The sequence below is a fragment of the Bacteroides sp. 2201st1_D9_2201SCRN_220225 genome, from assembly GCF_040928965.1.
Lineage (GTDB): Bacteria > Bacteroidota > Bacteroidia > Bacteroidales > Bacteroidaceae > Bacteroides > Bacteroides stercoris.
The window spans coordinates 1-26,923 of record NZ_JBCODG010000068.1; the positions used below are offsets into that span (position 1 = coordinate 1).

The window sequence follows — 26,923 nt, forward strand, 5'->3', positions numbered from 1 at the left end:
GATAGAGCTTTTTTCTTATATAGACTTGCTAAATTATATGCTTAAATATAAAATCCCTCAGATTGTTACGTTGATCCCATAAATGCCTTCTTTCAAATAATAAATTTGAGGCAAAAGTAATAAAAGGATACAAATTATAAAAAAAAACAAAAGCAAATCGAACAAACAAATCAAATAACTACTATGAAATACCCAATCTTACATTTTGGAGTATAAAATTGGGAATCATTTCTATAAATCATTAATTTTCAATATTTGTTGCAGAGAGACGGGCTTCCATACCTCTAAAACATAAAACTGAACTGTTTCTTCTGCGAAGCTTTAAAACTTTCAATCTCCAAAGAAAGCGATTTCTTCAACTGTCCTGACATAAAGTCCAGGAAAGGCAGATTGGTTTCTTCATCCTGACACTGACGAAGGGAAAGGATATATTCTTCCCTATCCTCTTTGAATATCTTGGTGGGGAAAAGGTGATAGCAAAATTGGAGGTAGTTCATTAGCAGCCGAGCCGTTCTGCCGTTACCATCCACCCATGGATGTATGGTTACAAAATTAAGGTGGGCATTGAAGCTCAATTCATATTGTTCCCGAAATGTTCCCACGCTCTTTTGCTTCTCTTGCAAAATGGTGCAAAGCTCATCCACCTTAGCAGGAATCTTCAGATAGTTCATATAAGAATGTCCACCAATGCCAGCCGTAACCCTACACAGGCGAAACTCTCCTTTGGAAGAATCAAAAGAACCACCCATCACACTATGAATGCAGCCAGTAGTACGCATCAGCATAGCATTCAACCTTTTCAGAAAAGCAGGAGTTATCGGTACAAGACGGTCGGATTCAGCTTTAGCAAATTCGTACGCTTGCTTTAAGTCTTCATTCATCAGATGATGTACAAGCGGTTTTCCTTTCGCTGTCACTCCCTCGTCAAAGAGAAGCTGCGTGTCAAGTTCGGTCAACGTAGAGCCTTCTATGGCTGTGGAATGGGTAATAAGAGAATAAAGGTAGTACTTATCATAGTCCACCGATTCACTGATACCAAGTTTTTGAAACTTCTGGTACAACTGTTCTATCTCTTGCCAAACACCTTGTTCCATACCACTTATTTAATAGGCTTTATTTCTTCTCAAAGGTAACTTATTTACTACGTTCAACCAAAGGAAATAATGATTTACTGCTATATTTTTTGCACGTATGGGGAAAATGTGGGGAAAATTCCATAAAAAGAAAAAACTAAGTAACTGATTTCTCAATACTTAGCTTTTATCTTAGTACCCAGACCCGGGGTCGAACCGGGATGGAAGTGAATCCACTGGTGTTTGAGACCAGCGCGTCTACCGATTCCGCCATCTGGGCATGTTGATTTCTCAAATGCGGTGCAAAGATACAGCTTTTTTTGAAAACTACAATACTTTCCTTAAAAAAAGGCGAAAAAAACGAGAAAATATTCTCCAAGCATTCCGCGTTTATAAAATATACAGTACTTTAGCAGAAACTTTTAAAACATTTAATATGATAACCAATAAGGATAATTTCTGTGTAATCATGGGTGGCGGTATCGGTAGCCGTTTCTGGCCTTTCAGCCGCAAAACTCTTCCGAAACAATTTCTGGATTTTTTCGGCACAGGGCGTTCATTATTGCAACAAACATTCGATCGGTTCAAGCAAGTAATCCCTACAGAAAACATACTGGTTGTAACCAATGACCTATATGCCGACTTGGTGAAAGAACAGCTTCCCGAATTAAACTCCGAACAGATTTTATTAGAACCTACACGCAGAAACACTGCCCCGTGCATTGCATGGGCTGCTTACCATATCCGTGCATTAAACCCAAATGCCAATATCGTAGTAGCTCCTTCGGATCATCTTATCCTAAAAGAAAGCGAATTTCTTTCAGCCATAGAGAAAGGGCTGGCATTCGTTGCAAAATCTGATAAGCTTCTAACTCTTGGCATTAAGCCTAACCGCCCGGAAACAGGATATGGTTATATACAGGTAGCCGAACATATAGACAGCAGCTTCTATAAAGTAAAAACCTTTACAGAAAAGCCCGAATTGGAATTAGCCAAAGTCTTTATAGAAAGCGGAGAATTTTATTGGAATGCCGGTCTCTTCATGTGGAATGTAAACAGTATCATCAAAGCCGGTGAATTACTTTTACCGGAATTGGCCACTAAATTGGCAGCCGGAAAAGATGTGTACGGAACACCGGAAGAAAAGAAATTCATAGATGAGAACTTTCCTGCATGCCCTAACGTATCCATCGACTTCGGCATTATGGAAAAAGCAGACAATGTATATGTATCATTGGGCGACTTCGGATGGTCTGATTTAGGTACATGGGGCTCCCTGTACGATCTTTCTCAAAAAGACGAATCGGAGAATGTCACTCTGAAATGCAGGTCGTTATTATACAATAGTAAAAACAATATTGTCGTACTTCCGCAAAACAAACTTGCTGTCATCGACGGGCTGGAAGGATACCTCATTGCCGAATCCGACAATGTCCTGCTGATTTGTAAAAAAGATGAAGAGCATTCCATACGTAAGTATGTGAATGATGCTCAAATTAAATTGGGAGAGGACTATATATAAATAGTTTTTTCAACGACAAAAAAGTAAAAAAAATCGGCAGTTGCTATTTCCAACTGCCGATTTTTTTTTATAATGGGAGGAAATAAAATCTTTTAGAACGCCATGGTGATAGCTTTGGCTATCGCCTTAAATTCTTCATCTGTCAATTTCAGCTTTGGGTTGGAAAAAAGCATATCCTTTTCATTCTGCATAGGAATCAAATGAATATGTGCATGAGGAACTTCCAAACCTAAAACTGCTTCACCCACTTTCCTACAAGGAAAAGCCTTGCCAATAGCCAATGCCACTTTCTTTGCAAAAACATGCATTGCAGCCAAATCCTCATCACTTAAATCGAAGATATAGTCCACTTCCTGTTTAGGAATGACCAGCGTATGCCCTTTCGCCAATGGATTAATATCAAGAAAAGCAAAGAACTTATCATTCTCCGCCACTTTGTAGCAAGGTATTTCACCCGCAATAATTTTGCTGAATATTGTTGCCATAATTTTACTTATATAAAATGAGGCAAGCCCGCATGCAGACCTGCCCCTCCTCTAAAATGATATGTTCACTACTTCCAGATTGATGATACCCTGCGGTACTTTAATCTCAGCAACATCACCCACTTTCTTGCCAAGCAAACCTTGTGCAATCGGAGTATTTACAGAAATCTTTCCCTCTTTCAGGTTAGCTTCACTTTCAGAAACAATAGTATAAGTCATCTTCATACCGTTTTTCACATTTTTCAGTTCCACTTTATTCAATATCTGTACACTGTCGGTTTTCAATTTAGATTCATCAATAATCTTTGCATCCGCAATAACCTGTTTCAGTTTATTGATTTTCATTTCAAGAAGACCTTGAGCTTCTTTTGCAGCATCATATTCTGCATTTTCCGACAAGTCACCTTTATCGCGTGCCTCAGCAATAGCTGCCACAATCTTCGGGCGTTCTATCGTTTCCAACTGTTTCAAATCGGCCAACAACTTATTGTAGCCTTCTTCTGACATATAAGCCATAGTTTTTCCTCCTTATTATTTATAATGTTTTTTAATGGTACTATAAACAAAAAAGAATTCCAACATGGTCAGCATGCTGGAACCCTCTTCCTATTTTTTCCTTTGCAAAGATAGACTTTTAAATAATGCGTGTCAAGCAAAAAGCAGTGCTTTGTAACATATTTAAATGAAATCTTCTAATTTATAACATGTTACAGCAAAGTTTTCACCGCCGCATCCAAATCTTTAATTGTTTCGCCACGGGCACTCAACTCGCTCTTTTTATTGATTAGGAAGACAGCAGGAAGCGACTGTACATTATAAGCGGCAGCTATGCTGGAATATACCCCATTGGCGTCACGTACACATATCCACGGCAGATTATCGGCTGTTGTTTTCCAATAGTGCTCATCAGCATCCAAAGAAACCTGGTAAATCTCCAAGCCCTGACCGGCATACTTGTCGTATAAATCACGCAGCATATAATTATGTGTAGGAGAAACCGCACTCTGATAGATTGTGAAATCCAAAATAACAGCTTTCCCCTTCAAATCACTCAACTTGTGCATATTGCCTTTCATGTCGCGCAAGTTAATATCAATGATACCTGTTTCCGACACAGCCTCCGTAGGAAGTTCCACGACCTTCTGCTGCGGGGCACGGGTATTCTTCATTCCCTTTATTACTATATTATAAAGATTCTTCGAACGGTCAGCATGCGGATAATAATTGTTCAGGCTGGTTGCCACTGCAGCAAAGCACTTCACATCATCTTTATTATTCAACGGATCGAATATGAGATAATTATTTAATTTCTGAAATAAAGCAAAATAAGCAGCTGCCGTATTAGGAGCGGCAAAAATATAATTAATCTTCACTTCATCCTTATAGTCCTTCATCAGTGTAGCCAAACTATCCTCAAACACATCCGTACCGATTTTATGGGCTTGCATACTTTGAATCAACGCATTTACATTGGTTTGAAGTTGCATTTGCTTCAATGTAAGTTCTTTTATCTTCACACTGTTTGCCGAACCTTCTACTGTATAAGCCGTAGAAAAATCCGTATACGGTGCATTAAACCGAACCGTTTCCGCAGAATCTATGGAAAAGTTGATAACCTTATCATCTACACGCAAACGATAAAATTCAGGTGATACAGGGCATGCCTGCTTAAAAGCAAACGTACCGTCACTCTTCAACTTAACGGAGTCCAAAGGAACAATACCCTCTAAAGCCGAAGCTTCCAGGTAAAGCATTTTACCGTCAGCACCGGATATTTCACCTTCCACTTTAAATTCCGGTCCGGAATTACATGCGCTTAACCCCAAAACAGCCAATGCTACAAAAAGAATCTTTTTCATATTTCATGTATTTTTCTAAAAAGAACGTGCAAATATACTCCTTTTCACGGTTAGTCAAAGCATTTTCCCACTTCTTACACTTATAAAAGTGCAAAAAACAACTAAATACAAACTTTTTATCTCATTCCCACCGTATTACACGAATAAAATATGTATCTTTGCAAGCATTTTGAAAGAAAAATAGATATAAAACATTTTTTATGATTAACCCAATTGTTAAGACGATCGAGCTTCCTGATGGCAGAACCATCACGCTCGAAACGGGAAAGCTGGCAAAACAGGCAGACGGTTCTGTAATGCTTCGTATGGGTAACACCATGCTGTTAGCTACTGTTTGTGCCGCCAAGGACGCAGTTCCCGGAACAGATTTCATGCCGTTACAGGTAGAGTACAAAGAAAAATTCTCCGCATTCGGACGTTTCCCCGGAGGTTTTACAAAACGCGAAGGCCGTGCTTCTGATTATGAAATTCTTACCTGCCGCCTCGTAGACCGTGCTCTCCGCCCTTTATTCCCCGACAATTTCCACGCAGAGGTATATGTAAACATCATCCTCTTCTCAGCAGACGGCGTTGACATGCCGGACGCACTGGCAGGACTTGCAGCTTCTGCCGCCCTCGCTGTTTCAGATATTCCTTTCAACGGACCGATTTCCGAAGTACGCGTAGCACGTATCAACGGCGAATTTGTTATCAATCCTACTTTTGAGCAATTGGAAAAGGCTGACATGGATCTGATGGTAGGCGCCACTTATGAAAACATCATGATGGTGGAAGGTGAAATGGATGAAGTTTCCGAAAGAGACTTGCTGGAAGCCATGAAAGCTGCTCACGAAGCAATCAAGATACAATGTAAGGCCCAGATGGAACTGGCAGAAGAAGTCGGTTCTACCGTAAAACGCGAATACTGCCACGAAGTAAACGATGAAGAACTCCGCAAGGCTGTTCACGACGCCTGCTATGACAAGGCTTATGCAATTGCAGCTTCCGGTAACAAGAATAAGCATGAGCGTATGGATGCTTTCGATGCCATCCGCGAAGAATTCAAGGCACAATTCAGCGAAGAAGAACTGGAAGAAAAAGCTCCGCTTATCGACCGCTACTACCACGATGTTGAAAAAGAAGCCATGCGTCGTTCCATCCTGGATGAAGGCAAGCGTCTCGACGGACGTAAGACTACCGAAATCCGTCCTATCTGGTGCGAAATCGGTTATCTGCCCGGTCCTCACGGCTCCGCTATCTTCACACGTGGTGAAACCCAGTCTCTGTCTACCGTTACTTTAGGTACAAAACTGGACGAAAAAATTATCGACGACGTTCTGGAACATGGAAAAGAACGTTTCTTACTGCACTACAACTTCCCGCCGTTCTCTACGGGTGAAGCCAAAGCACAACGTGGTGTAGGTCGTCGCGAAATCGGTCACGGACACCTTGCATGGCGTGCTTTGAAAGGACAAATCCCTGCCGATTATCCGTATGTAGTACGTGTAGTATCCGATATTCTCGAATCAAACGGTTCATCTTCCATGGCTACCGTATGTGCCGGTACGCTGGCGCTGATGGATGCCGGTGTAAAAATCAAGAAGCCCGTATCCGGTATTGCAATGGGATTGATTAAGAATGCAGGCGAAGAAAAATACGCAGTATTGTCCGACATCCTCGGTGATGAGGACCACCTCGGCGATATGGACTTCAAGGTAACCGGTACAAAGGACGGTATCACTGCTACCCAGATGGATATCAAAGTAGACGGTCTGTCTTATGAAATCCTTGAAAAAGCATTGTTACAGGCTAAAGAAGGCCGCGAATACATTCTGAGTAAAATCACCGAATGTATCGCTGAACCGCATGCCGACCTGAAACCGCATGCTCCACGCATCGAAACCATGACTATTCCTAAAGAATTCATCGGTGCAGTAATCGGCCCGGGCGGAAAGATTATCCAGGGTATGCAGGAAGAAACCGGTGCAACAATCACTATCGAGGAAATAGACAATATCGGTAGAATTGAAATTGCCGGAACCAACAAGAAGTCCATCGACGATGCAATGCGTATCATCAAAGGTATCGTGGCAGTACCGGAAGTAGGTGAAGTCTACAAAGGTAAAGTACGTTCTATCATGCCTTACGGTGCATTCGTTGAATTCTTACCGGGCAAAGACGGTTTGCTCCATATTTCTGAAATCGACTGGAAGCGTCTGGAAACAGTAGAAGAAGCCGGAATCAAGGAAGGTGACGAGATTGATGTGAAGTTGCTTGACATTGATCCTAAGACCGGTAAGTTCAAACTGTCTCGCAAAGTATTGCTTCCGAAACCGGAAAGACAGGAAAGACCGGAAAAGAAAGACAAATAATCCCTATCAATAAATAGGATATATGAGCCCGACAGTGATCTGCCGGGCTTTTTTTCACTCCCCACCCATGGAAATCAAAAAAACAACAGGTATTGTTTGCATATTACAAAAAGATTATGTTGCTTTGTGATACGAAACCTTAAATCGTACGAAAAAACTCCAATTTGAATGTCCGACTCCATTAAATTACATACGATGGACCTTTTCTCGCGTTTTTTCCAGGAGAACCAAGAAAAGTTCCTGACTTTTGCTTATTCCTACCTCAGAGATAAAGCGGAAGCGGAAGACGTGCTAATGGAATCCATGATTGCCCTATGGGAAAACCGGAACCGTTGGGAAGAAGGAAGCAATCTGCATGCCTTGCTGTTGACCATAATCAAAAACAAATCACTCAATCTGTTAGAGCACAAAAAAATACGCCTGCAAGCAGAAGAAAATATAAACAGCCATAACCAGCGGGAGCTCAACTTGCGTATATCCACCTTAAAAGCCTGCGAACCCGAGCAGATATTCGACAACGAAATACAGCACATCGTTCACAAGGCCTTAGAGCAAATGCCACAACAAAGCCGGACTATTTTCATGCTGAGCCGTTACCAGAATCTCCCCAACAAACAAATTGCCGAGCAACTGCATGTTTCACTGAAAACCGTAGAAGCGCATATCACCAAAGCCCTCCGCATACTGCGATTGGAGTTGAAAGATTACCTGGCTTCCATACTTCTCTGAGCAATAAAAGTATTTTTTCAGAAAAAAGTTTCCTTTTTTGATAGGGTTGTCCACACTTCGCCGGTTATATATACAGAAAGGCGGTAAAGTCCCTCTCTTTAACCAAGCAACTCTATTTATGATGAACCAGGAATTACTATACAAATATTTTAAAGGAACAGCATCCATTGAAGAAGAGAAACAGATTCTGGACTGGGTTGAAGCTTCTGAAGAAAACCGGGAAGCCTACCTGAAAGAGCGTATGCTGTTCGACGTATCCCTGTTTTCCACAAAACAAGACAATAAGAAGAAAACAATACGACTCATGCCAATGCTCTGCTGGGCGGCGCGTATTGCAGCGGCAGTCATCATTGCCGTATCAGGTTACTACATGACCACAAATTATATATATAATAAGGATGCACAGCCTCAAACCATTACTGTTCCTGCCGGGCAACGCGCCCAAATTACTCTTGCCGACGGTACACGCGTATGGCTCAATGCCCAATCCACGCTTACATATGCTTCCGACTTCGGTCGCAATGACCGCAACGTCGAGTTAGACGGCGAAGCATATTTTGAAGTTGCCAAAAACAAAAAATTACCGTTCTATGTACATACGGAAATGCACAAGGTAAGAGTGGTCGGAACCAGCTTTAACGTCTGCGCATACAAAGGCAGCAAAGAGTTCGAAACAACATTGGTGGAGGGTATCGTAGACATCTACCCAAGCTGTAACAACCAAGTGATTACCCGCCTTCAAAAGGATGAGTTTTTTGCCAATTATGACGGACGCTGCAAGAAAACCATCCTCCCCTCGTACGAATATCTCCGCTGGAAAGAGGGATTATACTGTTTTGATGATGTACCCTTCAGCGGCATCCTGGACAAGCTTGAAAAATACTACAACGTAAAGATAACCGTCACCAGCCCCAGACTACTGACCCACGAAGGCCTGACCGGCAAATTCAGGGAACAGGATGGCATAGAGCACATCTTGAGAGCCATCTCCAAAGAGCATCCGTTCAAGTTCCGCATCAATGAAAACAAAGATTCAATAATCATATATGAATAAACAAAACCTTTAAATTTAGTACTAACCCCTTAAAACCGAACAGCATGAAACCATAAAGCAACAGTCCTAAGAATTACTTCCCTTTTTTATACAAAAAAGATCGGAAAGTACCCCCATACTTTCCGATCCGAAACAGTCAAAAATCGACCTTAATCAATTTATTAACTTAACACAGTGACAAAGATATGAGAAAAATTTCTTTGAATGGACTTTTTTGTCCAAAAAGTTTTGAAAACAAGCAATTATTGCGTACTATGAAGACCACACTATTCCTTCTTCTGTTTGTAACATTCCAAGCATACTGCGGGAATAGCTACTCTCAGAACGCCAAAGTAAGTATCCCCGATTCTCAGCTGAGAGTAGGGCAAATACTTTCCCAAATTGAATCCCAGACAGACTATCTGTTTGTATACAACAAAAAGAGTGTCGATGTACGGCGCACTGTTAATGTAGATGCGAAAAACAAAGCCGTAGCCGAACTTCTGGATGAAATATTTGCCGGAACAAACATCAGATATGTAATGGAAGGCAAAAATATAGTTCTGACCAAAAGAGGTGAAAGCATCGAAAACGTAGCCGGAACACAACAGGAAAGAGTCACTGTAAAGGGTGTCGTTACCGATTCCAAGGGCGAACCGATTATCGGTGCAAATGTATTGGAAAAGGGTACGACCAACGGCATCATCACCAACCTGGACGGAGAGTTCACCCTCAACGCACCTGCCAATGCCACTTTAGTCATTTCCTACATAGGCTATGAACCTATAAACGTTACGCTCAACGGCCGTACATCGCTAAAAATCCAAATGAAAGAAGAAGCGCTGGCATTGGAAACCGTTGTCGTAACAGCTATGGGCATCAAGAAAAAAGAGGCCTCTCTCACCTACTCTACCCAACAGGTGGGCGGCGATGAACTGACCCGCGCCAAAGACCCTAATATGATTAACGCCCTTGCCGGTAAGACAGCAGGCGTATCCATCACCCGTAACTCCTCCGGTCTGGGCGGCTCAGCCAAAGTATCCATCCGCGGTATCCGTTCTGCCAATGCCGATGGAAACAACCAACCGTTATATGTTATCGACGGTGTGCCTATGCTGAACAACGTAGCCGAGCAGGCATTCTCCGCCATGGGCGGTAACAACGATGCCGGCAACCGTGACTCGGGCGACGGTATCTCCAACTTGAATCCGGACGACATTGAAAGCATGAGCATACTGAAAGGTGCTTCCGCAGCAGCCCTCTACGGCTCACAAGCTGCCAACGGCGTAATCCTGATTACCACCAAGAAGGGTAAAGCCGGCATGCAACGTATCGTATTCAACTCCAACCTGACCATAGACCATGCCATTTGCCTGCCCGAATTCCAAGACAAATACGGCGCAAGCGGAGCTACAAGCTGGGGTACGGTTCCGGAAAATGCAAACTCCACACCCATCAAAGCTTACGATAACGTAGGCGACTATTTCAGCAACGGAGTTACTGCAACCAATTCACTATCCATCATGACGGGTAAAGAGAAAATGCAGACCTACTTCTCTTATGCCAACACCACCGCCAAAGGTATTGTCGATGTAAACAAACTGCAAAAGCATAATATCACCTTCCGTGAAACAGCCTCTTTGTTCAACGACCGTCTCACATTGGATGCCAATGTAAACCTGATGACCCAGAAAATCAAGAACCGCCCTACTTCCGGCGGCTACTACATGAACCCGCTGGTAGGTTTGTACACCTTCCCGCGTGGTGAAGACCTCAATATCTATCGCGACAATAACGGATTCGAAAAATACGATGAAAACAGATCCATGCCATTGCAGAACTGGTATACGGACATCAGCGGATTCAGTCAGAACCCCTATTGGCTGACGAACAGAGTTACCAGTAACGACAAGCGTTTCCGTACCTTAGCTTCCTTAAGCGCGAACTTGAAGATAAACGACTGGTTCAGCGTTCAGGCCCGCGGTAATGTAGACTATATCAATGACAATTACGAGCAGAAAATGTATGCCGGAACAACGGCCGATGTAGCTCATCAGAACGGCCGCTATATCAAAATGAACCGTCAGGACTTCATGGTTTACGGTGATTTTATGGCCATGTTCAACAAAACATGGAACGACTGGAGCTTGAATGCAGCCATAGGCAGCAGTATCAATACCACCAAAGTCAACTCCTTAAGTCTCGACTCCGGTAAATCCGGCTTGTACAAGGCTAATGTCTTCACAGTTCCTAACATGAATCTCAGCGGTGCAGGCACTTCATACATTGATGAAACAGCCAACCAAAGACGTACCATCCAGTCTGTATTCGCAACCGCACAGCTCGGTTGGAAAGAGAGTATCTACCTGGATGTAACCGCACGCAACGACTGGTCTTCCACACTTGCCAACACCAAAAGCGAAAACTCCGGCTTTTTCTATCCGTCGGTAGGTCTCTCATGGATTCTCAACAAAACTCTCAACCTGCCCGAATGGATAAGCTTCGGCAAGGTTCGTGCTTCCTGGGCACAAGTCGGCAACGACCTTCCCATCGGCATCACCAGCCCGGCGCAGACCATCACGGCAGGCGGCGTAGTGAAACCCATCGACTACTACTTTGCAGAAGATTTGAAACCGGAAATCAGCAACTCCATCGAAGTAGGTACTGAGTGGAAGTTCTTCAACAGCCGTCTGGATTTCGACTTCACATTCTACCGCACGGATACCAAAAACCAACTGATCCGCGTAAACACTACCGCCGAACAACGTCCTTACCGTTGGATAAACGCAGGTAAGATACGCAATACGGGTGTTGAAATCACCTTAGGCGCTACGCCGCTGATGAACGATAATTTCCGCTGGAAAACCCAGTTCAACTTTGCTACCAACAAGAACAAGATTGTATCCTTGGGCGGCACACCCAACTTCCAATACGCTTCGGGCAATGTAAGCATGCCCTATAAAATGATGGTTGTAGAAGGCGGTTCGCTGGGCGACATCTACGGCAACGTATTTGTACGCGATGCAAACGGTAAAATCCTGCTGGAACCGGCAACAGACAAAGACGGTAACCCCAACGCAAAAGCCGGCCTGCCTCAGGTTACAACCGACAAAGCCGCCAAGATAGGCAACTTCAATCCCGACTGGACACTGGGCTGGAGCAATACCGTGACATACAAAGGTTTCTCGCTTTACTTCCTGATTGACGCACGCGTAGGTGGCGACGTAATTTCGCTGACACAAGCCGGACTGGACTATGCCGGTGTGAGCAAGGCAACCGGTGATGCCCGCGACGCAGGCTACTATATGCTGGAAGGACAAAAGATTAATGATGTACAGAAATTCTATCAAATGGTAGGCGACCGCGGCAACGGAACAACGGAATTCTACCGCTATGACGGAACAAACATCCGCTTGCGCGAAGTATCCTTGGGTTACTCCTTCCCGCAGCAAATGCTTGAAAAGACCGGATTCATCAAAGGAATAGACTTGTCGCTGGTGGCACGCAACCTGTTCTTCATCTACAAAGATGCACCGTTCGATCCGGATGCCACAATGTCGGTAGGCAATGACAACCAGGGATTGGACACCTTCGGCATGCCTTCAACAAGAAACATAGGATTCAACATTAAATTTACTTTCTAAATACCCGAACGATATGAATAAGATAAAATATACAACCGCATTGCTCCTCGGCGGTCTCCTGAGTTTTTCATCCTGTACCGACAACTTTGCCGACTTCAACAGTACCGACGGAGCTTATACAGAAGAATTGCAGAAATACGATAACCAGACCAACCTCGTACCTTTCGCCACCATTCAAAAGGGTATCATCTACCAGACCGGAGTGGACGGTACGGACTGGCAATACCAGGTTATACAGAACTTAGTGGCGGACATGTTCTGCGGATACTTCCACGACATGAACGGTTCGTTCAATGCCAACAACTCCACCTATAATCTGAACAACGGCTGGACAAGCGCCATGTGGGTATACACCTACGGATACGTCATGCCTTCCATCGCCGATGCGGAAGCGCTGAATACAGAAAAGGAATGGCCTCTTTACCACGCCATTACCAAGATTCTGAAAGTAGCTACCCTTCATCGTGTGAGCGACTATTACGGCCCTATCCTTTACGACGGATTCGGAACAGCCGACCAGAAGCCGCAGTCACAGGAAGAAGTCTACAAACGTTTCTTTGAAGACCTGGAAACAGCCGTGAACATACTGAAAGATTATAAAGGCGGCGTATCCTTTGAAAGCGCCGACTTCATGATGCCGGAAGGCAAACGCACTCCCGCACAATGGCTGAAATTCGCCAACTCTCTCCGCTTGCGTCTGGCCATGCGCGTATCTAACGTAGCTCCCGAACTTGCCGAAAAACAGGCCAAAGCAGCTTTGGATGCTGCCAACGGCGGCGTACTGGAAACAGCCAACGAAACGGTAGGCGAATACGGCATCCGCAATCCGCTGGGTGGTGTTGCCGGCTGGAGCGAAGTGTATATGAACGCAAGCTTGGAGTCTTTCCTGAAAGGCTACAACGATCCTCGCCTTAAATCCTACTTCAACCCGGCACAAGACGGCAGAGACAAAGACGGCAACATTAACAGAGAAGTTGCCGGAGTAAAACAACTCAGCAGCATTGAAGATGAATACAAAGGTGTCCGCCAAGGCACAGGCGTAGCCGACAACCGCTACTCCACACACTCGCAGACCACCGTTACGACCGCCAGTAAAATCATTGTCATGAGCGCGGCCGAAGTATGGTTCCTGCGCGCAGAAGCAGCCTTACGATATAACACCGGCGATGATGTGGAAAACTGTTATAAACAAGGTGTTACCGTATCCTTTGCACAATGGGATGCCAATGGTGTCAGCGATTATCTGGAAAGTGACGATAGACCGGCTGCCTACATAGATGTATTCGATGCTAAGTTCAATGCGGATGCACCTTCAACGATCACTCCGAAATGGGACAATACAGCCGATAAGGAAGAAAAACTGGAAAGAATCATCACTCAGAAGTGGCTGGCCCTCTATCCGGAAGGTTGTGAAGCATGGGCGGAACAACGCCGTACCGGTTATCCGCGGCTCATCAAGGTTGCGGTGAACAACAGCGGCAATACCATCAGTACCGACGATATGATTCGCCGTGTATTCTTCAACCAAGATTACAAGACGGACAACAAGGCATTGTATGACGCTTTAGTCAGCAAGCTGGGCGGTGCAGACAACGGCGGCACACGTCTTTGGTGGGATACCGGACGGAATAACTTCTAAAAAATACAAAGGCATATTTTTTGATTAGTGATGTTTTCTCCGTATTAGTTATTACGGGAAAAGGTTGCAAGGAGCAAAGTCGGGGGGCTTTGCTCCTTCTTTTCATATATAAGAGACCGAAGCGGTTCCCCTTTTTCCATAAGGCATAAACAAACTGTCTTATAACAGCGCCCGGACAATTGCAAGAGCTTGTCTGCCTAAAGGCCGGGAGTTATTCGGATAAGTCCGCAGGTTTTGAGGTGTACCAGCAGCTGGTACGGCGTGTACCAACAAGTGGTACGGCAGCTACCAAAGGTTGGTACTCCATGTACCTTAGGTTGGTACGGCAAGTACCACTGCTTGGTACAAGACATACCAAAGGGCAGTACCAACCTGGTACATATATCTTATTGATTATAAGTGCTATGATACTTATTTATATTCCTGTATCGGAAGCTCCCCCCTCAATGCTCCAAGCGCATTCAGCGCCAATGCTTCCATTTCATCCTCACCCGGATAAACATGAACCGGTGCAAGGAACGAAATGCGCTCCTTCAGACGGGAAATGATATAATCGGAATGTGCCATGCCGCCCGTCAGCAGAATGGCATCTATCTTACCGTACAACACAACGGAAGCCGCACCGATGCTTTTGGCTATCTGGTAAATCATGGCATCCAACACCAACCCGGCATGCTTGTCCCCTTCCTCTATCCGGCGGACAATGGCAGGCACATCGGTCGTGCCCAAATGGGCTGTCAGCCCGGCACGGCCGGAGATACGCTTTTTAAGTTCGTCTTTTGTGTAGCGACCGGAACAGCAAAGATCTATCAACTGCCCGGCAGGAAGCGTACCGGCACGTTCCGGCGAGAACGGGCCTTCACCGTCAAGCGCATTATTTACGTCGACAGCCTTGCCATGATGATGAACGCCGACGGATATGCCGCCGCCCAAGTGGCAGACAATCAAGTCCAGCTCTTCGTAGCGCGTATGATGCTCGACGGCATAGCGACGGGCAATGGCGCGCTGGTTCAGCGCATGCCAGATAGTGATGCGGGGCATAAGGGGAGAGCCGGTGATGCGGGCTATCTCGTCCAGCTCGTCCACAACACCGGGATCGGCAATGAATGCACGGCAGCCCGGAAGCAACGCGGCCAGTTCGGAAGCTATGAGGCATCCCAAATTGCAGGCATGGGTGCGCATGGCATGAAGAATATCGTCCAGCATGGCGTCATTCACCTCATATACGCCGCCCGGTATGGGCTTCAGCAGTCCGCCGCGCCCCACTATGGCGTCAAACTCAAAAGGTATATTATTGGCTTCCAATTCTTTCAGTACCAAATCCTTGCGGAATTCAAACTGGTCGATGATATGAGAAAAGGAAGACAGTTCGTCTACCGTGTGACGGATGCTTCGTACCAAGCGGGGTACTTCGTTCTCGTATACGGCAATTTTTGTCGAAGTGGAACCGGGGTTGATGACGAGTAGCTTCATCGATGTATTTATTATTTACGATTTACAATTTGATAGTTGCGAAATATCATTTGCAGTTTCCGAGCCGCAACTGGTGAGGCATGCCATAGCAATGCTGTAATACTTGGACAAGCCGGAATCGCTGCGCGAAGGTAGCACAACAGGGCATATAGGTCCTTGAAGCAACCCCGCCATATCGGCATGAGAGAAAAGGGAGACAGCCTTATAGAAAGCATTGCCCGATTCGATATTCGGGAAAATCAAGACATCGGCCTCGCCGTTGATGGGAGATACAATGTCTTTGATGTCGCCGCTCGTCTTTTCGCAGGAAGTCTTTACATCCAACGGGCCGTCGATGATGACGTTTCCAAACTCGCCTGCCTCGGCAAGTTCCACAATATTGACATAATCCAACGAATGAGGGAACTTGGCGCTCACCTTTTCCGTACAATGGATAAGTGCGATACGCGGCTGTTCGATACCGAAATGGCGGCAGGTATGGATGGCATACCAAATCATCTCTATGCGCTGCTGCAAAGTGGGCCGGGGAATGACTGCGGCATCCGAAAAGAACAGCAGCTTATCATAGGTGGGAATCTGCATGACAGCCAGATGTGTCAGAATCTTTCCTTTGGGCAGCAGTCCTTTTTCCTTGTCGAGAATGGCATGAAGCAGATTATCCGTATTGATAATACCCTTCATCAGAATATCCGCACCGCCCTCACGCACGATGCGCACCGCTTCGCGCGCCGCTTCATCCTTGTCTTCAATATGCAACGTCTGCACATATTCGGGATATTTCTTTAAAGTAGGATATTTCTCCAAAATGGCCGAATCGCCGATCATCAGAAATTCGGCAATGCCTTCGTCCAAAGCACGGGCTATGGCATATTCAGTATTGGGGTCATTGGCACAGACTACGGCAATGCGTTTCCTTTTATTTAAGGTCTTGAGATGAGAAGTTAATTGATCAAAGTTCCGAATAGGTTCCATAACGTTAGATTTTTAGCAAATATCTAAAAAAATGTCGAGAAAAAGAACGGTATACTTCATTTTATTTCTATGTTTTATATCATTTTGACAGGTTCAGTACGGAGAGCACAGAGTTTCACGGAGTTTTCGGAACAAAAAAAACATATTTCTTCATCACATTTTTCAGACAGAAGAACAAAAGAACATATTCCGCTTTGTCTTTTTGTTCTTTTTGATAAAAAAACATGCCATGTCGCAAGACTGAACATGCCGTGATTTGCCGCAATACCCCTTAAAGAAATAAAAAAAACTCCGTGAAACACTGTGCCCTCTGTGGTGAATTATGTACTTTTGTCACAAATACAGAGAGATATACAATATGAACAGCCTTATTTTTCCGCCATACGTGCACGAGGGCGACCGGGCGATAATCCTCTCCCCCTCCAGCAAGATTGACAAGTCCTTCCTGAAAGGAGCCAAAAAACGGCTGAAGTCATGGGGACTGGAGGTTATCATTGCCAAGCATGCAGGCAGTGCGCACGGCACTTACGCCGGAAGCATACAGCAACGGTTGAAAGACCTGCAGGAAGCCATGGACGACGAGAAAGCCAAAGTTATCCTTTGCAGTCGCGGCGGATACGGTGCTGTGCATCTGGTGGGGCAGCTCGACTTCACCCGGTTTCGCCAGCATCCCAAATGGCTTATCGGCTTCAGCGACATCACCGCCCTGCACAACGTGTTTCAGCAAAACGGCTTCGCTTCGCTGCACGCTCCCATGGCACGGCATCTCACCGTGGAGCCGGAAGATGATTTTTGCTGTCAGGCATTGAAAGACATCCTCTTCGGCAATAAACTGCAGGAAGAAACCTCGTTCAGCTATACCTGCCCGGCACACAAGCTCAATCGCAAAGGCGAGGGAATGGGCATCCTTCGGGGCGGAAACCTGGCGGTGCTTTACGGGCTGCGCGGCACGCCTTATGACATTCCGGCAGAAGGTACGGTACTCTTCATCGAAGACATAGGCGAGCGTCCCCATGCCGTAGAGCGTATGATGTACAATCTGAAACTGGGCGGCGTACTCGAAAAGCTGTCCGGACTGATTATCGGACAGTTTACCGAATACGAAGAGAACATGTCTTTAGGCAAAGAACTGTACGGCGCATTGGCCGATTTGGTAAAAGAATACGATTATCCTATATGCTTCGGATTTCCGGTGGGACACGTTACGATGAACGTACCGATGATTAACGGTGCGCAGGTCATGCTGGAAGTTGGAAAAAAAGAAGTGAAACTAACATTTAACACCCACAAAGAATGAAACGGAATTATACAATTATCCCACTGTCACTGCTGTTGCTCATAGCGATGGTAGCGTGCAGCAATAAAAGCAAAGGCAATACCGACAGTGAGGGAAAACAACCCAAGAGCACGGTCAGCGTACCCCAATTCGATGCAGACAGCGCTTACCGGTATGTCAAGGAGCAAGTAGACTTCGGCCCCCGCGTACCCAATACTGCGGCACACAAAGCCTGTGGAGAATATCTTGCAAAGAAGCTGGAACAATTCGGCGCCACGGTATACAACCAGCAAGTGGATTTAACCGCCTATGACGGCACCCTCCTAAAAGCCCGCAACATCATCGGCAGCTACAAGCCCGAAACGAAGAAACGCATCGTGCTGCTCTCGCATTGGGACAGCCGTCCATGGGCAGATGCCGACTCTGACGAGAAAAACCGTCACACACCCATTCTCGGCGCCAACGACGGTGCGAGTGGGGTAGGCGTATTGCTCGAAATAGCCCGCCAACTGCACAAACAGCTACCCGAGCTGGGCATCGACATCGTACTGGTAGATGCCGAAGACTACGGCCCTCACCAATCCTATACAGGCAACCATAAGGAAGAATATTGGGCGCTCGGTTCGCAGTACTGGGCACAGAATCCCCATGTCCAAGGATATAATGCGCGTTTTGGCATCCTTCTTGATATGGTAGGCGCCAAAGACGCCACTTTCTTCTACGAAGGATACTCCGAAGAGTTTGCCAAAGGCATCAACCGGAAAGTATGGAATGCGGCCAATAACCTGGGCTACGGACGTTATTTCGTAAAAGAAAAAGGGAATATCGTAACCGACGACCACCTTTTTGTGTTCCGGAACGCACGCATCCCTACCATCGATATCATTCAATACAGCGAGGAAACCGGATTCTACGAAAACTGGCATACCCTGAAAGATGATATGGACGGCATCGACCGCAACACTCTGAAGGCAGTAGGCCAGACGGTCATGGAAGTTATCTACAATGAAAAATAAATACTAAAGATAAAATTATTATGAGTATCAACGAAGTACAAGATGAAGTAATCGCCGAGTTCAATGATTTCGACGACTGGATGGACCGCTATCAGCTCCTCATCGATTTAGGAAATGAACAGGAACCGCTTGATGACAAATATAAAACAGAACAGAATCTGATTGAAGGCTGTCAAAGCCGTGTATGGCTGCAGGCGGACGAGGAAAACGGCCGAATCGTTTTCCAAGCCGAAAGCGATGCTTTAATTGTAAAAGGCATTATCTCGCTGCTTATCAAAGTGCTGTCCGGACATACCCCGGACGAGATTCTGAATGCGGACCTCTACTTTATAGACAAGATAGGATTAAAGGAGCATCTTTCTCCCACACGCAGTAACGGATTGCTCTCGATGGTGAAACAGATGCGAATGTATGCGTTGGCATTCAAGGCTAAAAGCGCTAATGATTAAGCAGACTGTTGCTATTTCGAGGGTGTGTCAAAACTAACATTCGCTTGCTATTTGTTTCTTTTTAGGCACGGATTACACGGAAAACACAGATTTTCTTTGTTTTTTTCCGTGAAATCCGCGAAATCCGTGCCCAAAAGAAATCATCAAATGTATTTTGACACCTCTCATATATATACCATCGGTTTACTTTTCTTCTCCCTCCACATACTCCAGTATATCTCCCGGCTGGCAATCCAATACCTTGCAAATAGCTTCCAATGTGGAGAAACGGACAGCCTTTGCCTTACCGGTCTTCAGAATAGAAAGATTCGCCGGCGTAATGTCAATCTTCTCCGCCAACTCCCCCAAAGATATTTTTCTTCGGGCCATCATAATGTCAAGGTTTACTATAATCATTTTCTTTTTCCCAATATTCGGTTAAATAGTCAAGTCCTGTTCTTCTTTCATCTTCAATCCTATTGCGAATACCTCGGCCACAATCAATGTAGAAATTCCTAATACCAAAGTGGTTGTATTCACCGTATCCGAAAGATGCAACTCGTAACCATGAACGGAAAAAACATTGCCTACACTCCTAAAAGTAAGATATGCCGGAAGAAGCGCCGTACAGAAACTGATAATCAATGCCGCCCCTAACAGGCGCAAGCGGTGGACGTTCTTCCAGTTGAAGATATCGGACTTGTTGATAGAAATCACCAAGCGGACAAACAGCACAATACTCCAGACACATATAACTATATGGAGAAAATTCAACAAAGTAAAAGCAGCCTGCTCCAAAGTTGTGGACTCCGTATCGACACTGACCATCATCGAGTTGAAAGAGACCGGTACATATTCACCGCTCCTTTCATTATAAACGGAATCTTGGAAAAGACCGTTATCGCCTAAACCGGAAAGGTGCTCCGGCAGCAGGCTGATGTACTTCATGTTCATCAGTTTTTTCTGGCTTGCCTCGGAAGCATTGCCGTCAATCCCGGCTTCCACACCGGCTTTCACCCCTACGATAAAATAGTAGCCGGTCTCAAAAACCGAATAGCTCAACACGAGCACTACAATCACACAAAGAATATTCAGTCGTCTTTTCATATTTTAAAAGTTGTATCAGTTGCCGGTAACCGATAAGAATTCATTACTTTACAAGAGACGGCAAACAACACTGCCGCTACCGCCAGACAGCTCCAATAGGCCGGTTCTCCAAGCAAATCGGATGTATATTTCACATCGGGATAATGCAAACTGAGGAATACCGACAGGCTGTTGTTCAGAATATGTATTAAAATTCCAGGAACCAGACTGCCCGTTCTATAATAGAGCCAGGCAAACAAGCCCCCCGATAATATAGCACCTGCCACCTGTGCCGGATTAATATGGAAAATTCCGAAAACAAGGGCGGAAAGGATAATAGCCTTCACCGGACTGTACCTTTGCAGCAATACTTTTGTAATCGCCCCCCGAAACAACATCTCTTCCAAGACAGGCCCTAACACCGAGATACAGATAATGCCCAGCCAACCCGATTGCAACACATCGAATGTAGCTCCCATCCAATCAGGCAGGAAAGACAATCTGGCCATCACAAAGTCTATCAGGAAAATAGTAGAAAGGCCTATGATGATACTCCATCCCAAATAAGCAACCGACACCGGAGACCATATCCGCCCGTCATCTTTCAAATAGCCTTTCTTCCATAAATAGCCACCCATACCGACAAATCCCAGCAACATACTCGGAGCCAAAGCTATAACGCTTGCAGCATCTATCGTACCACTGACCGCATACGAATAAAGCATGGCAAAAGGCATCACCAACAATGCAGCCAAAATCTGCATTACAAAATAAATCAAAACCAGTTTTATTGCTGTTTTCATCGTTCCTTCTTTTTTAAGAGCGTGTAAAGATACACATTTTCCTGCGAACTCGTCAAGCCGCAGCAGCAACTCCCATTAACAACATCATCACCATAGAAAGTGACAGTACCAACAATGTAATACTCATAAATGCTCTCTTCATAACCGTAGACTTTTTATAATCAGCACTTATTCTTATCTACCTATTCTGTTTCTCAATAAGAATTTATCGTTTTTCGATATGCAAATAAAAGAGCTTTTTCTGAAAAGACAAAGAGAAACAGCATGTTTTTATCGAAAAACAATAAAAAAGATATGTTTTTCAATAAATATACAAGAAAGAGCTCAATAGTGAAAACCTGAAAAGCAGTGTTATGAAAGAATCGCAGTGATTTCAGCCTCGTCCTTATGGAGCTGCGCTATCAGTTCGTCTATGGAATCGAACTTCAGTTCCGGACGAGTGCGACAAACGAAGGACAACCGCATGGGTTGATTGTAAATATCAGCATCAAAATTAAAGATATGCACCTCAATGCTACGGTCTATGCCATTATTCAATGTCGGGCGGTAGCCGATACTCAACATCCCCGCATGCTTTTCCCCGCCAAGGAAAACATAAACGGCATATACCCCGTCAGCCGGAACCAGTTTTTCACAATCGCCAATGCGCAGATTAGCAGTTGGAAAACCTATCTTACGCCCAACGCGGTAACCGTTCACAACCGTACCGTCCAAAAAAAATTGATAACCCAAACAGTTTGCCGCCTCCGAAACGTTTCCTTGCAGCAAAAGGCGGCGGATAGCTGAAGAACTGACCGTCATTGCATCAGTGTAATAAGCCTGCGCCAATAGCACTTCTATTCCCAACTCCTGTCCATAACGCACATAATCCTCAAATCCTTCACTCCGATTATGTCCGAAACGGTGGTCGTAACCTATCATTAAAACCTGCACCCGGTAATCTTGCTTTAATATAGCCATAAATTGTTTGGCCGACAGGCACGCCAAATCAAGTGTAAAGTCGAGCATGATGCAATAATCTATCCCGGTACCGGCAAGCAGAGACACTTTCTCATCGCAAGTGGTAAGCAGCTCAGGACGAAAATCGGGTTGCATCACTTTGCGGGGATGAACCGGAAAAGTAATTACCGATGAAGCAAGCCCACGTTCAGCCGCAACTTTACACACCTGTTCTATCAGGAACCGATGTCCCCGATGCACTCCGTCAAAAAAGCCGATAGTGGCTACATTGGGCAGGAGTTCATTACCAGATGTTCCGGTACATAATTGCATACTCACCTCATGCGGTTTGGTTCATTTAAATAAATGGCTCCAGTCTTCACCGGCTTTCGGAACATAAGTGGAAATACCTAATGACCGGGCAGTCATACAATTGGCTTCCGAATCGTCGATAAAGAAAGTTTCTTTCGGATCCAGACCCGCATCATCCAGCACTTTGCGGAAGATTTCTTCATCGGGCTTCGCCATCTTCATTTCATAAGAAAGAAAAATATGTTCGAAATAATCTTCTACGCGGAATGTCTTATAGGGAAAAGCATGTTCGCAGGACCACTTCCAATGGATTTCGTTGGTATTGCTCAACAGATATACCACATAGTCCTTACGCAGGGCCAGCAATAAATCCAGTTTATAGGTCGGTATGCTCACCAAAAAGCTGTTCCATGCAGCATCAATCCGGGCATCGTCAACGTCTTTTCCTATCTTTTCCCGTATCACATTCCGAAAATCGGCACTGGAAATAAGGCCTTTCTCATATTGCTGGAAAAAATCCTGCTGGTGATATAGGTCGAGGGTGTGTTCTACATCCGGCAACCCCAATTCTCTAAAGTTCTCCAAACAACGTTGGCGGTCTAAATCAATCAGCACACCGCCAAAGTCTACTATAAGGTTTTTAATTCCTTTTCTTTTCATTATCTCATTTTTGCATTAGACGTCGGACAAGGCGAATACCTTCGCCCACCCATAATACCAAAGAAGTAGAAGCAATGATTATCATCCATGTCGTAAAATCAAGCGGCTCCGTACGGAATACAGCCCCACCGAACTGTACGATGACAAACTGACCGCCCAGAATGGCAAGTACCACCAACTCCATGCCGTAAGATTTGGATATTCCCTTAAAAGCGGAGTCCGATGTTCCAAACACTCTCGCATTGAACAGGTTCCAGAATTGCAGCATAACGAAGAAAGTGAAGAAGATTGTAAGGCGTTGTACCGTCATACCGCCTTCTTCATTGTTAAACCGGAACAACATGCCCATAAGCAATGCCAGGAAAACCACTCCCATGCCAAGTATATAATTCCGCATGGATTTGGTTATAATGAAATCCGTACTTTTGCGGGGTTTCTCTTTCATAACACTCTCACTGGGCGGGATAGACGCCAAGGCCAAAGCGGCAAAGGTATCCATAATCAGATTCACCCACAGCATCTGCGTTACGGTCAACGGCAATTCAGTACCCACCAGCGAACCCAACAGCACAATGAACAGTGCCACGAAGTTAATCGTCAACTGGAATACGATGAAGCGCTGGATATTCTTATACAATGAACGCCCCCACATCACGGCCGTACCGATACTGTTGAAAGAGTCGTCCAACAGCGTGATGTCACTTGCTTCTTTCGCCACAGATGTTCCCGTTCCCATAGACAACCCCACCTGTGCATGGTTCAAGGCCGGAGCATCATTGGTTCCGTCACCCGTCACGGCTACCACCGCGCCTTTCTGTTGCAGTAGCTGAACAAGACGTTGCTTATCGGTAGGACGGGCACGCGACATAATCTTCAAGTCCAGCACCCGGTCGAGCGCCTCTTCGTCCGTCAGTTCGGCAAAGGCAGCACCCGTAATACGGTTACGTTCCGTATCTTCCGGTTTCCATAAACCTATCTGCCGCGCAATTTCGGTTGCCGTACCCGGCGTATCTCCCGTTACTATCTTTACGCCGATACCCGCCGACTGACATTTTGCAACTGCCGCAGGCACATCCGGACGTATAGGGTCACTGATGGCCACAACGCCAAGGAAAGACAAATCGTTTTCTGCAACCAATGCCACACAGTCGGCCGGTTCCGTATCGTCTACTATCTTATAGGCAAAACCAAGCGTACGCATCGCCATGTTCTGATAGTTCAGCAACTGAGCCTCTACCGTAGAACGATATTCTACCGCATCCACCCGCTTGCCGTCCAGAAGCACGTCCTTACATTTGCCCAATACAATTTCGGGAGCACCCTTTACATAAAGTATTTTCTTCCCAATCAGAGGAGAGTGTACCAATGTTGCCATAAACTTCCGTTCGGTAGAGAAAGTCAACTGGTCAAGCACCTTCACGCCCTCTCTCAACTCCAGATAATTACGCTGCTGGCTATTGAGCCACAACAATAAAGCTACCTCCGTAGGATTACCCACGCCTTTGGGCTTCTCTTCCGGAGTCGTTTCCTCCAGAAAAGCTGTAGAATTGGCACTGATACCTTCCATTACCAATTTACTCAAATCATCTTCTCCTATTTCCTTTCCGCCCTTCAATCCGTAGAAATTCGGTTCATACACCTGCATCAGGTTTTGTGTCAGCGTACCCGTCTTGTCCGTACAGATAACGGTAATCGCACCCATTGTTTCGCAGGCGTGCATCTTCCGCACCAGATTATTGGTGGAAAGCATACGGCGCATATTCAGTGCCAGACTGAGCGTCACACTCATGGGCAGGCCTTCGGGAACGGCAACGACAATCAAGGTTACTGCCATCATAAAGTACTGCAAAGTAGCTTTCAAAGCAGGCAGCCATTGTTCAAAAGTATGGAATGAGGCAAAATCATAAACCAGGACAACATCCTTTATAAAGAAGATAGCGAATGCAAGACCGGCTACCGAAAAGCCGATTTTCCCTATGAGGTTGGCAAGTTTTGTAAGCTGGATATTCAACGGAGTAGGCTCGGTACTTTGTTCGGTACTCTGGCGGGCAACTTTTCCGATCTCCGTGGCGTCACCCACAAACTCTACACGCATAACTCCGTGTCCGTCGACCACTGTTGTACCGCGCATCACACGATTGGAAGCATAAGTGGCTTCTTCATCAAAATCCGCTTCTACAGTAGTTTTGGTTACAACAGGCTCACCCGTAAGATTAGATTCATTTATCTGTAAAGAAATGGCTTCCAGCAATTCACCGTCTGCGGGAATTTCCTCACCGGTTTCCAATATAACAATATCTCCTACTACCACATCCTTACGGGGAACCTCCTGTACATGTCCGTTACGAATCACCTTTACCAAAGTTTCCTCGTTCACTGCGTTCAGTAAATCAAACTTTTTATTGGCGTCGTATTCAAAAAAGAAGCCAATGCCCGTAGCCAGTAAAATAGCAGCTATGATACCGATTGTTTCGGCATATTCGTTCTCCACTATGGAAATAATCAAAGAGAAGAAAGCGGCCACCAGCAATACTCTTACTACGGGGTCTTCAAACTTTTCCAGATAAAGTTTCCACAAAGACGGGCGCTTCGGAGGCGTCAACAGGTTTACACCATGCTCGGTACGGCTCTTCCGTACTTCATCGTCAGTAAGTCCGACGTGATACAAATCATCCTTTGTTGCAGTCATGCAATTCGTTAGGTTTAAATTGAATTGCAAAAATACAACAATAATTTGTATAGAGAATGTTATTAAATCTTTTTATAGGTTTTACAAATCCGGCCTTTTTCCTTTCTATGAACATCTGCCAGCCACTTCCATAGAAACTTACTTCAAGAGCCTACTAACAAAAACATCTTTTTCTGCCCGAACGGAAAACAAAAAGGGAAATTCAATTGTTCTTAAAGAAGAAATTTAAATACAAGACAATTATGGAAAAGTACATCTGCACTATTTGCGAATATGTTTATGACCCGGAATTAGGAGATCCGGAAAACGGAATAGAACCGGGAACATCCTTTGAGGACCTCCCTGCCGATTGGGTTTGCCCCCTGTGCGGAGTAGGCAAAGATGAATTTGAGAAAGCGTCCTAAGACGCTTTCTTTTCTTTTATATCGCTGCTGGCTTCTACTACATTGACAACGTAATCGCCCAACTTTTCACATTCGGCAATGATATCCATATAGTAGACTCCCATCTGGTAATCATACTCCTTGTTATTGACATCAAGGATATTCTGATTCTTCAACTGGTTGCGGTAATTGTTGATTTCATTCTCGATATTAAACGACTTGTTCACATCAATGCCTTGATGATCCGAACGTTCCACCACCACAATCATCTGCCCGAGAGCATCATCGGTCAGCTTCATCATGAAATGGATATGTTCATATTGCTTTTCTGTGAACTCCTGATTGGTCTGACGCTTGCGATTGATGGTACGTGCCAGATTATAACAACTGTCACCGATACTTTCTATCTCCGTCACTTCACGCAGCATGGCCCGGATTTGCAGCTTACTTTCAGAACTTAACCGTCCTTCCGACACCTGGTTCAGATAATTGGCAATCTCCAGTTCCATGCTGTCGCTGATATTTTCATACTTTTCTATCCGACTGAACAG

General features: G+C 45.1%; 23 protein-coding genes and 1 tRNA gene. 10 read left to right on the forward strand and 14 right to left on the reverse strand.

What is annotated here, in order from left to right:
• Positions 1-284: 284 nt before the first annotated feature.
• Both AB5903_RS17745 and AB5903_RS17750 read right to left on the reverse strand, forming a co-directional pair.
• A complete protein-coding gene (locus AB5903_RS17745) occupies positions 285-1,094 on the reverse strand; it encodes a Fic family protein (protein WP_195657854.1) in 810 nt (269 codons plus the stop codon).
• Between the two features lie 175 nt (positions 1,095-1,269).
• Positions 1,270-1,353, reverse strand: a tRNA-Leu gene (locus AB5903_RS17750).
• 156 nt (positions 1,354-1,509) lie between these two features.
• Here AB5903_RS17750 and AB5903_RS17755 point away from each other — a divergent pair.
• Positions 1,510-2,595, forward strand: coding sequence for a mannose-1-phosphate guanylyltransferase (locus AB5903_RS17755; RefSeq protein WP_022103546.1), 1,086 nt, complete (start codon positions 1,510-1,512; stop codon positions 2,593-2,595).
• A 92-nt stretch (positions 2,596-2,687) separates the two neighbouring features.
• On the opposite strand, the gene AB5903_RS17760 is transcribed toward AB5903_RS17755, so the two are convergent.
• The 3 genes from AB5903_RS17760 to AB5903_RS17770 all read right to left on the reverse strand — a co-directional run bounded on the left by AB5903_RS17760 (position 2,688) and on the right by AB5903_RS17770 (position 4,939).
• Positions 2,688-3,080 carry an HIT family protein gene (locus AB5903_RS17760; protein WP_005655297.1) on the reverse strand — a complete coding sequence of 131 codons (393 nt, stop codon included), beginning with the start codon at positions 3,078-3,080 and terminating at the stop codon, positions 2,688-2,690.
• Between the two features lie 51 nt (positions 3,081-3,131).
• Positions 3,132-3,596, reverse strand: a complete 465-nt coding sequence (gene greA / locus AB5903_RS17765) for a transcription elongation factor GreA (protein WP_005655299.1) — start codon at positions 3,594-3,596, stop codon at positions 3,132-3,134.
• Positions 3,597-3,787: 191 nt separating this feature from the next.
• Complete coding sequence (locus AB5903_RS17770) at positions 3,788-4,939, reverse strand: DUF4369 domain-containing protein (protein WP_005655300.1); 1,152 nt, start codon at positions 4,937-4,939, stop codon at positions 3,788-3,790.
• A 200-nt stretch (positions 4,940-5,139) separates the two neighbouring features.
• On the opposite strand from AB5903_RS17770, the gene pnp reads away from it, so the two are divergent.
• The 5 genes from pnp to AB5903_RS17795 all read left to right on the forward strand — a co-directional run bounded on the left by pnp (position 5,140) and on the right by AB5903_RS17795 (position 14,335).
• Positions 5,140-7,290, forward strand: a complete 2,151-nt coding sequence (pnp, locus tag AB5903_RS17775; RefSeq protein WP_005655301.1) for a polyribonucleotide nucleotidyltransferase — start codon at positions 5,140-5,142, stop codon at positions 7,288-7,290.
• Between the two features lie 168 nt (positions 7,291-7,458).
• On the forward strand, positions 7,459-8,019 hold the full coding sequence (locus AB5903_RS17780) for an RNA polymerase sigma-70 factor (protein ID WP_005655303.1): 561 nt from the start codon (positions 7,459-7,461) through the stop codon (positions 8,017-8,019).
• Positions 8,020-8,140: 121 nt separating this feature from the next.
• Positions 8,141-9,073, forward strand: coding sequence for a FecR family protein (locus AB5903_RS17785; RefSeq protein ID WP_040315994.1), 933 nt, complete (start codon positions 8,141-8,143; stop codon positions 9,071-9,073).
• A 185-nt stretch (positions 9,074-9,258) separates the two neighbouring features.
• Positions 9,259-12,696 (forward strand): TonB-dependent receptor, encoded by a 3,438-nt coding sequence (locus AB5903_RS17790; RefSeq protein ID WP_117856861.1) that lies wholly within the window; start codon positions 9,259-9,261, stop codon positions 12,694-12,696.
• A gap of 13 nt (positions 12,697-12,709) precedes the next feature.
• The gene (locus AB5903_RS17795) at positions 12,710-14,335 is read left to right on the forward strand and encodes a SusD/RagB family nutrient-binding outer membrane lipoprotein (protein WP_016660824.1); all 1,626 of its coding nucleotides are present in this window, start codon (positions 12,710-12,712) and stop codon (positions 14,333-14,335) included.
• 411 nt (positions 14,336-14,746) lie between these two features.
• Here the strand turns inward: AB5903_RS17795 and buk are convergent, their stop codons facing one another.
• Together buk and AB5903_RS17805 are read right to left on the reverse strand one after the other, a co-directional pair.
• The gene (buk, locus tag AB5903_RS17800; RefSeq protein ID WP_272710855.1) at positions 14,747-15,808 is read right to left on the reverse strand and encodes a butyrate kinase; all 1,062 of its coding nucleotides are present in this window, start codon (positions 15,806-15,808) and stop codon (positions 14,747-14,749) included.
• Positions 15,809-15,823: 15 nt separating this feature from the next.
• On the reverse strand, positions 15,824-16,780 hold the full coding sequence (locus AB5903_RS17805; RefSeq protein WP_368118081.1) for a phosphate acyltransferase: 957 nt from the start codon (positions 16,778-16,780) through the stop codon (positions 15,824-15,826).
• A gap of 358 nt (positions 16,781-17,138) precedes the next feature.
• Here AB5903_RS17805 and AB5903_RS17810 point away from each other — a divergent pair, with 358 nt between their 5' ends.
• The 3 genes from AB5903_RS17810 to AB5903_RS17820 are packed head-to-tail and all read left to right on the forward strand — an operon-like array spanning position 17,139 to position 19,521.
• Complete coding sequence (locus AB5903_RS17810; RefSeq protein WP_016660827.1) at positions 17,139-18,077, forward strand: LD-carboxypeptidase; 939 nt, start codon at positions 17,139-17,141, stop codon at positions 18,075-18,077.
• Complete coding sequence (locus AB5903_RS17815; RefSeq protein ID WP_005655319.1) at positions 18,074-19,072, forward strand: M28 family peptidase; 999 nt, start codon at positions 18,074-18,076, stop codon at positions 19,070-19,072. Before AB5903_RS17810 ends, AB5903_RS17815 begins: the two co-directional genes overlap by 4 nt.
• A 20-nt stretch (positions 19,073-19,092) precedes the next feature.
• Positions 19,093-19,521 carry a SufE family protein gene (locus tag AB5903_RS17820; RefSeq protein ID WP_005655321.1) on the forward strand — a complete coding sequence of 143 codons (429 nt, stop codon included), beginning with the start codon at positions 19,093-19,095 and terminating at the stop codon, positions 19,519-19,521.
• Between the two features lie 183 nt (positions 19,522-19,704).
• Here AB5903_RS17820 and AB5903_RS17825 read toward each other — a convergent pair whose 3' ends face one another.
• From AB5903_RS17825 to AB5903_RS17850, 6 genes are all read right to left on the reverse strand, one after another.
• A complete protein-coding gene (locus AB5903_RS17825) occupies positions 19,705-19,917 on the reverse strand; it encodes a helix-turn-helix transcriptional regulator (protein WP_005655323.1) in 213 nt (70 codons plus the stop codon).
• 21 nt (positions 19,918-19,938) lie between these two features.
• Positions 19,939-20,607 carry a DUF2975 domain-containing protein gene (locus AB5903_RS17830; protein WP_005655324.1) on the reverse strand — a complete coding sequence of 223 codons (669 nt, stop codon included), beginning with the start codon at positions 20,605-20,607 and terminating at the stop codon, positions 19,939-19,941.
• Positions 20,604-21,389 (reverse strand): lysostaphin resistance A-like protein, encoded by a 786-nt coding sequence (locus AB5903_RS17835; protein ID WP_368118082.1) that lies wholly within the window; start codon positions 21,387-21,389, stop codon positions 20,604-20,606. Before AB5903_RS17835 ends, AB5903_RS17830 begins: the two co-directional genes overlap by 4 nt.
• A 351-nt stretch (positions 21,390-21,740) precedes the next feature.
• Positions 21,741-22,661, reverse strand: coding sequence for a bifunctional riboflavin kinase/FAD synthetase (locus tag AB5903_RS17840; protein ID WP_005655327.1), 921 nt, complete (start codon positions 22,659-22,661; stop codon positions 21,741-21,743).
• 21 nt (positions 22,662-22,682) lie between these two features.
• Complete coding sequence (locus tag AB5903_RS17845) at positions 22,683-23,300, reverse strand: HAD family phosphatase (RefSeq protein WP_005655328.1); 618 nt, start codon at positions 23,298-23,300, stop codon at positions 22,683-22,685.
• Between the two features lie 4 nt (positions 23,301-23,304).
• Positions 23,305-25,989 (reverse strand): calcium-translocating P-type ATPase, PMCA-type, encoded by a 2,685-nt coding sequence (locus tag AB5903_RS17850; RefSeq protein WP_272710853.1) that lies wholly within the window; start codon positions 25,987-25,989, stop codon positions 23,305-23,307.
• Positions 25,990-26,231: 242 nt separating this feature from the next.
• Here AB5903_RS17850 and rd point away from each other — a divergent pair, with 242 nt between their 5' ends.
• The gene (rd, locus tag AB5903_RS17855) at positions 26,232-26,393 is read left to right on the forward strand and encodes a rubredoxin (RefSeq protein WP_005655332.1); all 162 of its coding nucleotides are present in this window, start codon (positions 26,232-26,234) and stop codon (positions 26,391-26,393) included.
• Here rd and AB5903_RS17860 read toward each other — a convergent pair.
• Positions 26,390-26,923: PhoU domain-containing protein (locus tag AB5903_RS17860; protein ID WP_368118083.1), on the reverse strand; the 534-nt coding region annotated here is incomplete at its 5' end. The two genes, rd and AB5903_RS17860, sit on opposite strands and share 4 nt — an antisense overlap.

Coding starts and splice junctions, on each gene's coding strand:
- AB5903_RS17745 (WP_195657854.1), bottom strand. CDS start 1,094: ATGGAACAAGGTGTTTGGCAAGAGATAGAACAGTTGTACCAGAAGTTT.
- AB5903_RS17755 (WP_022103546.1), top strand. CDS start 1,510: ATGATAACCAATAAGGATAATTTCTGTGTAATCATGGGTGGCGGTATC.
- AB5903_RS17760 (WP_005655297.1), bottom strand. CDS start 3,080: ATGGCAACAATATTCAGCAAAATTATTGCGGGTGAAATACCTTGCTAC.
- greA (WP_005655299.1), bottom strand. CDS start 3,596: ATGGCTTATATGTCAGAAGAAGGCTACAATAAGTTGTTGGCCGATTTG.
- AB5903_RS17770 (WP_005655300.1), bottom strand. CDS start 4,939: ATGAAAAAGATTCTTTTTGTAGCATTGGCTGTTTTGGGGTTAAGCGCA.
- pnp (WP_005655301.1), top strand. CDS start 5,140: ATGATTAACCCAATTGTTAAGACGATCGAGCTTCCTGATGGCAGAACC.
- AB5903_RS17780 (WP_005655303.1), top strand. CDS start 7,459: ATGTCCGACTCCATTAAATTACATACGATGGACCTTTTCTCGCGTTTT.
- AB5903_RS17785 (WP_040315994.1), top strand. CDS start 8,141: ATGAACCAGGAATTACTATACAAATATTTTAAAGGAACAGCATCCATT.
- AB5903_RS17790 (WP_117856861.1), top strand. CDS start 9,259: ATGAGAAAAATTTCTTTGAATGGACTTTTTTGTCCAAAAAGTTTTGAA.
- AB5903_RS17795 (WP_016660824.1), top strand. CDS start 12,710: ATGAATAAGATAAAATATACAACCGCATTGCTCCTCGGCGGTCTCCTG.
- buk (WP_272710855.1), bottom strand. CDS start 15,808: ATGAAGCTACTCGTCATCAACCCCGGTTCCACTTCGACAAAAATTGCC.
- AB5903_RS17805 (WP_368118081.1), bottom strand. CDS start 16,780: ATGGAACCTATTCGGAACTTTGATCAATTAACTTCTCATCTCAAGACC.
- AB5903_RS17810 (WP_016660827.1), top strand. CDS start 17,139: ATGAACAGCCTTATTTTTCCGCCATACGTGCACGAGGGCGACCGGGCG.
- AB5903_RS17815 (WP_005655319.1), top strand. CDS start 18,074: ATGAAACGGAATTATACAATTATCCCACTGTCACTGCTGTTGCTCATA.
- AB5903_RS17820 (WP_005655321.1), top strand. CDS start 19,093: ATGAGTATCAACGAAGTACAAGATGAAGTAATCGCCGAGTTCAATGAT.
- AB5903_RS17825 (WP_005655323.1), bottom strand. CDS start 19,917: ATGATTATAGTAAACCTTGACATTATGATGGCCCGAAGAAAAATATCT.
- AB5903_RS17830 (WP_005655324.1), bottom strand. CDS start 20,607: ATGAAAAGACGACTGAATATTCTTTGTGTGATTGTAGTGCTCGTGTTG.
- AB5903_RS17835 (WP_368118082.1), bottom strand. CDS start 21,389: ATGAAAACAGCAATAAAACTGGTTTTGATTTATTTTGTAATGCAGATT.
- AB5903_RS17840 (WP_005655327.1), bottom strand. CDS start 22,661: ATGCAATTATGTACCGGAACATCTGGTAATGAACTCCTGCCCAATGTA.
- AB5903_RS17845 (WP_005655328.1), bottom strand. CDS start 23,300: ATGAAAAGAAAAGGAATTAAAAACCTTATAGTAGACTTTGGCGGTGTG.
- AB5903_RS17850 (WP_272710853.1), bottom strand. CDS start 25,989: ATGACTGCAACAAAGGATGATTTGTATCACGTCGGACTTACTGACGAT.
- rd (WP_005655332.1), top strand. CDS start 26,232: ATGGAAAAGTACATCTGCACTATTTGCGAATATGTTTATGACCCGGAA.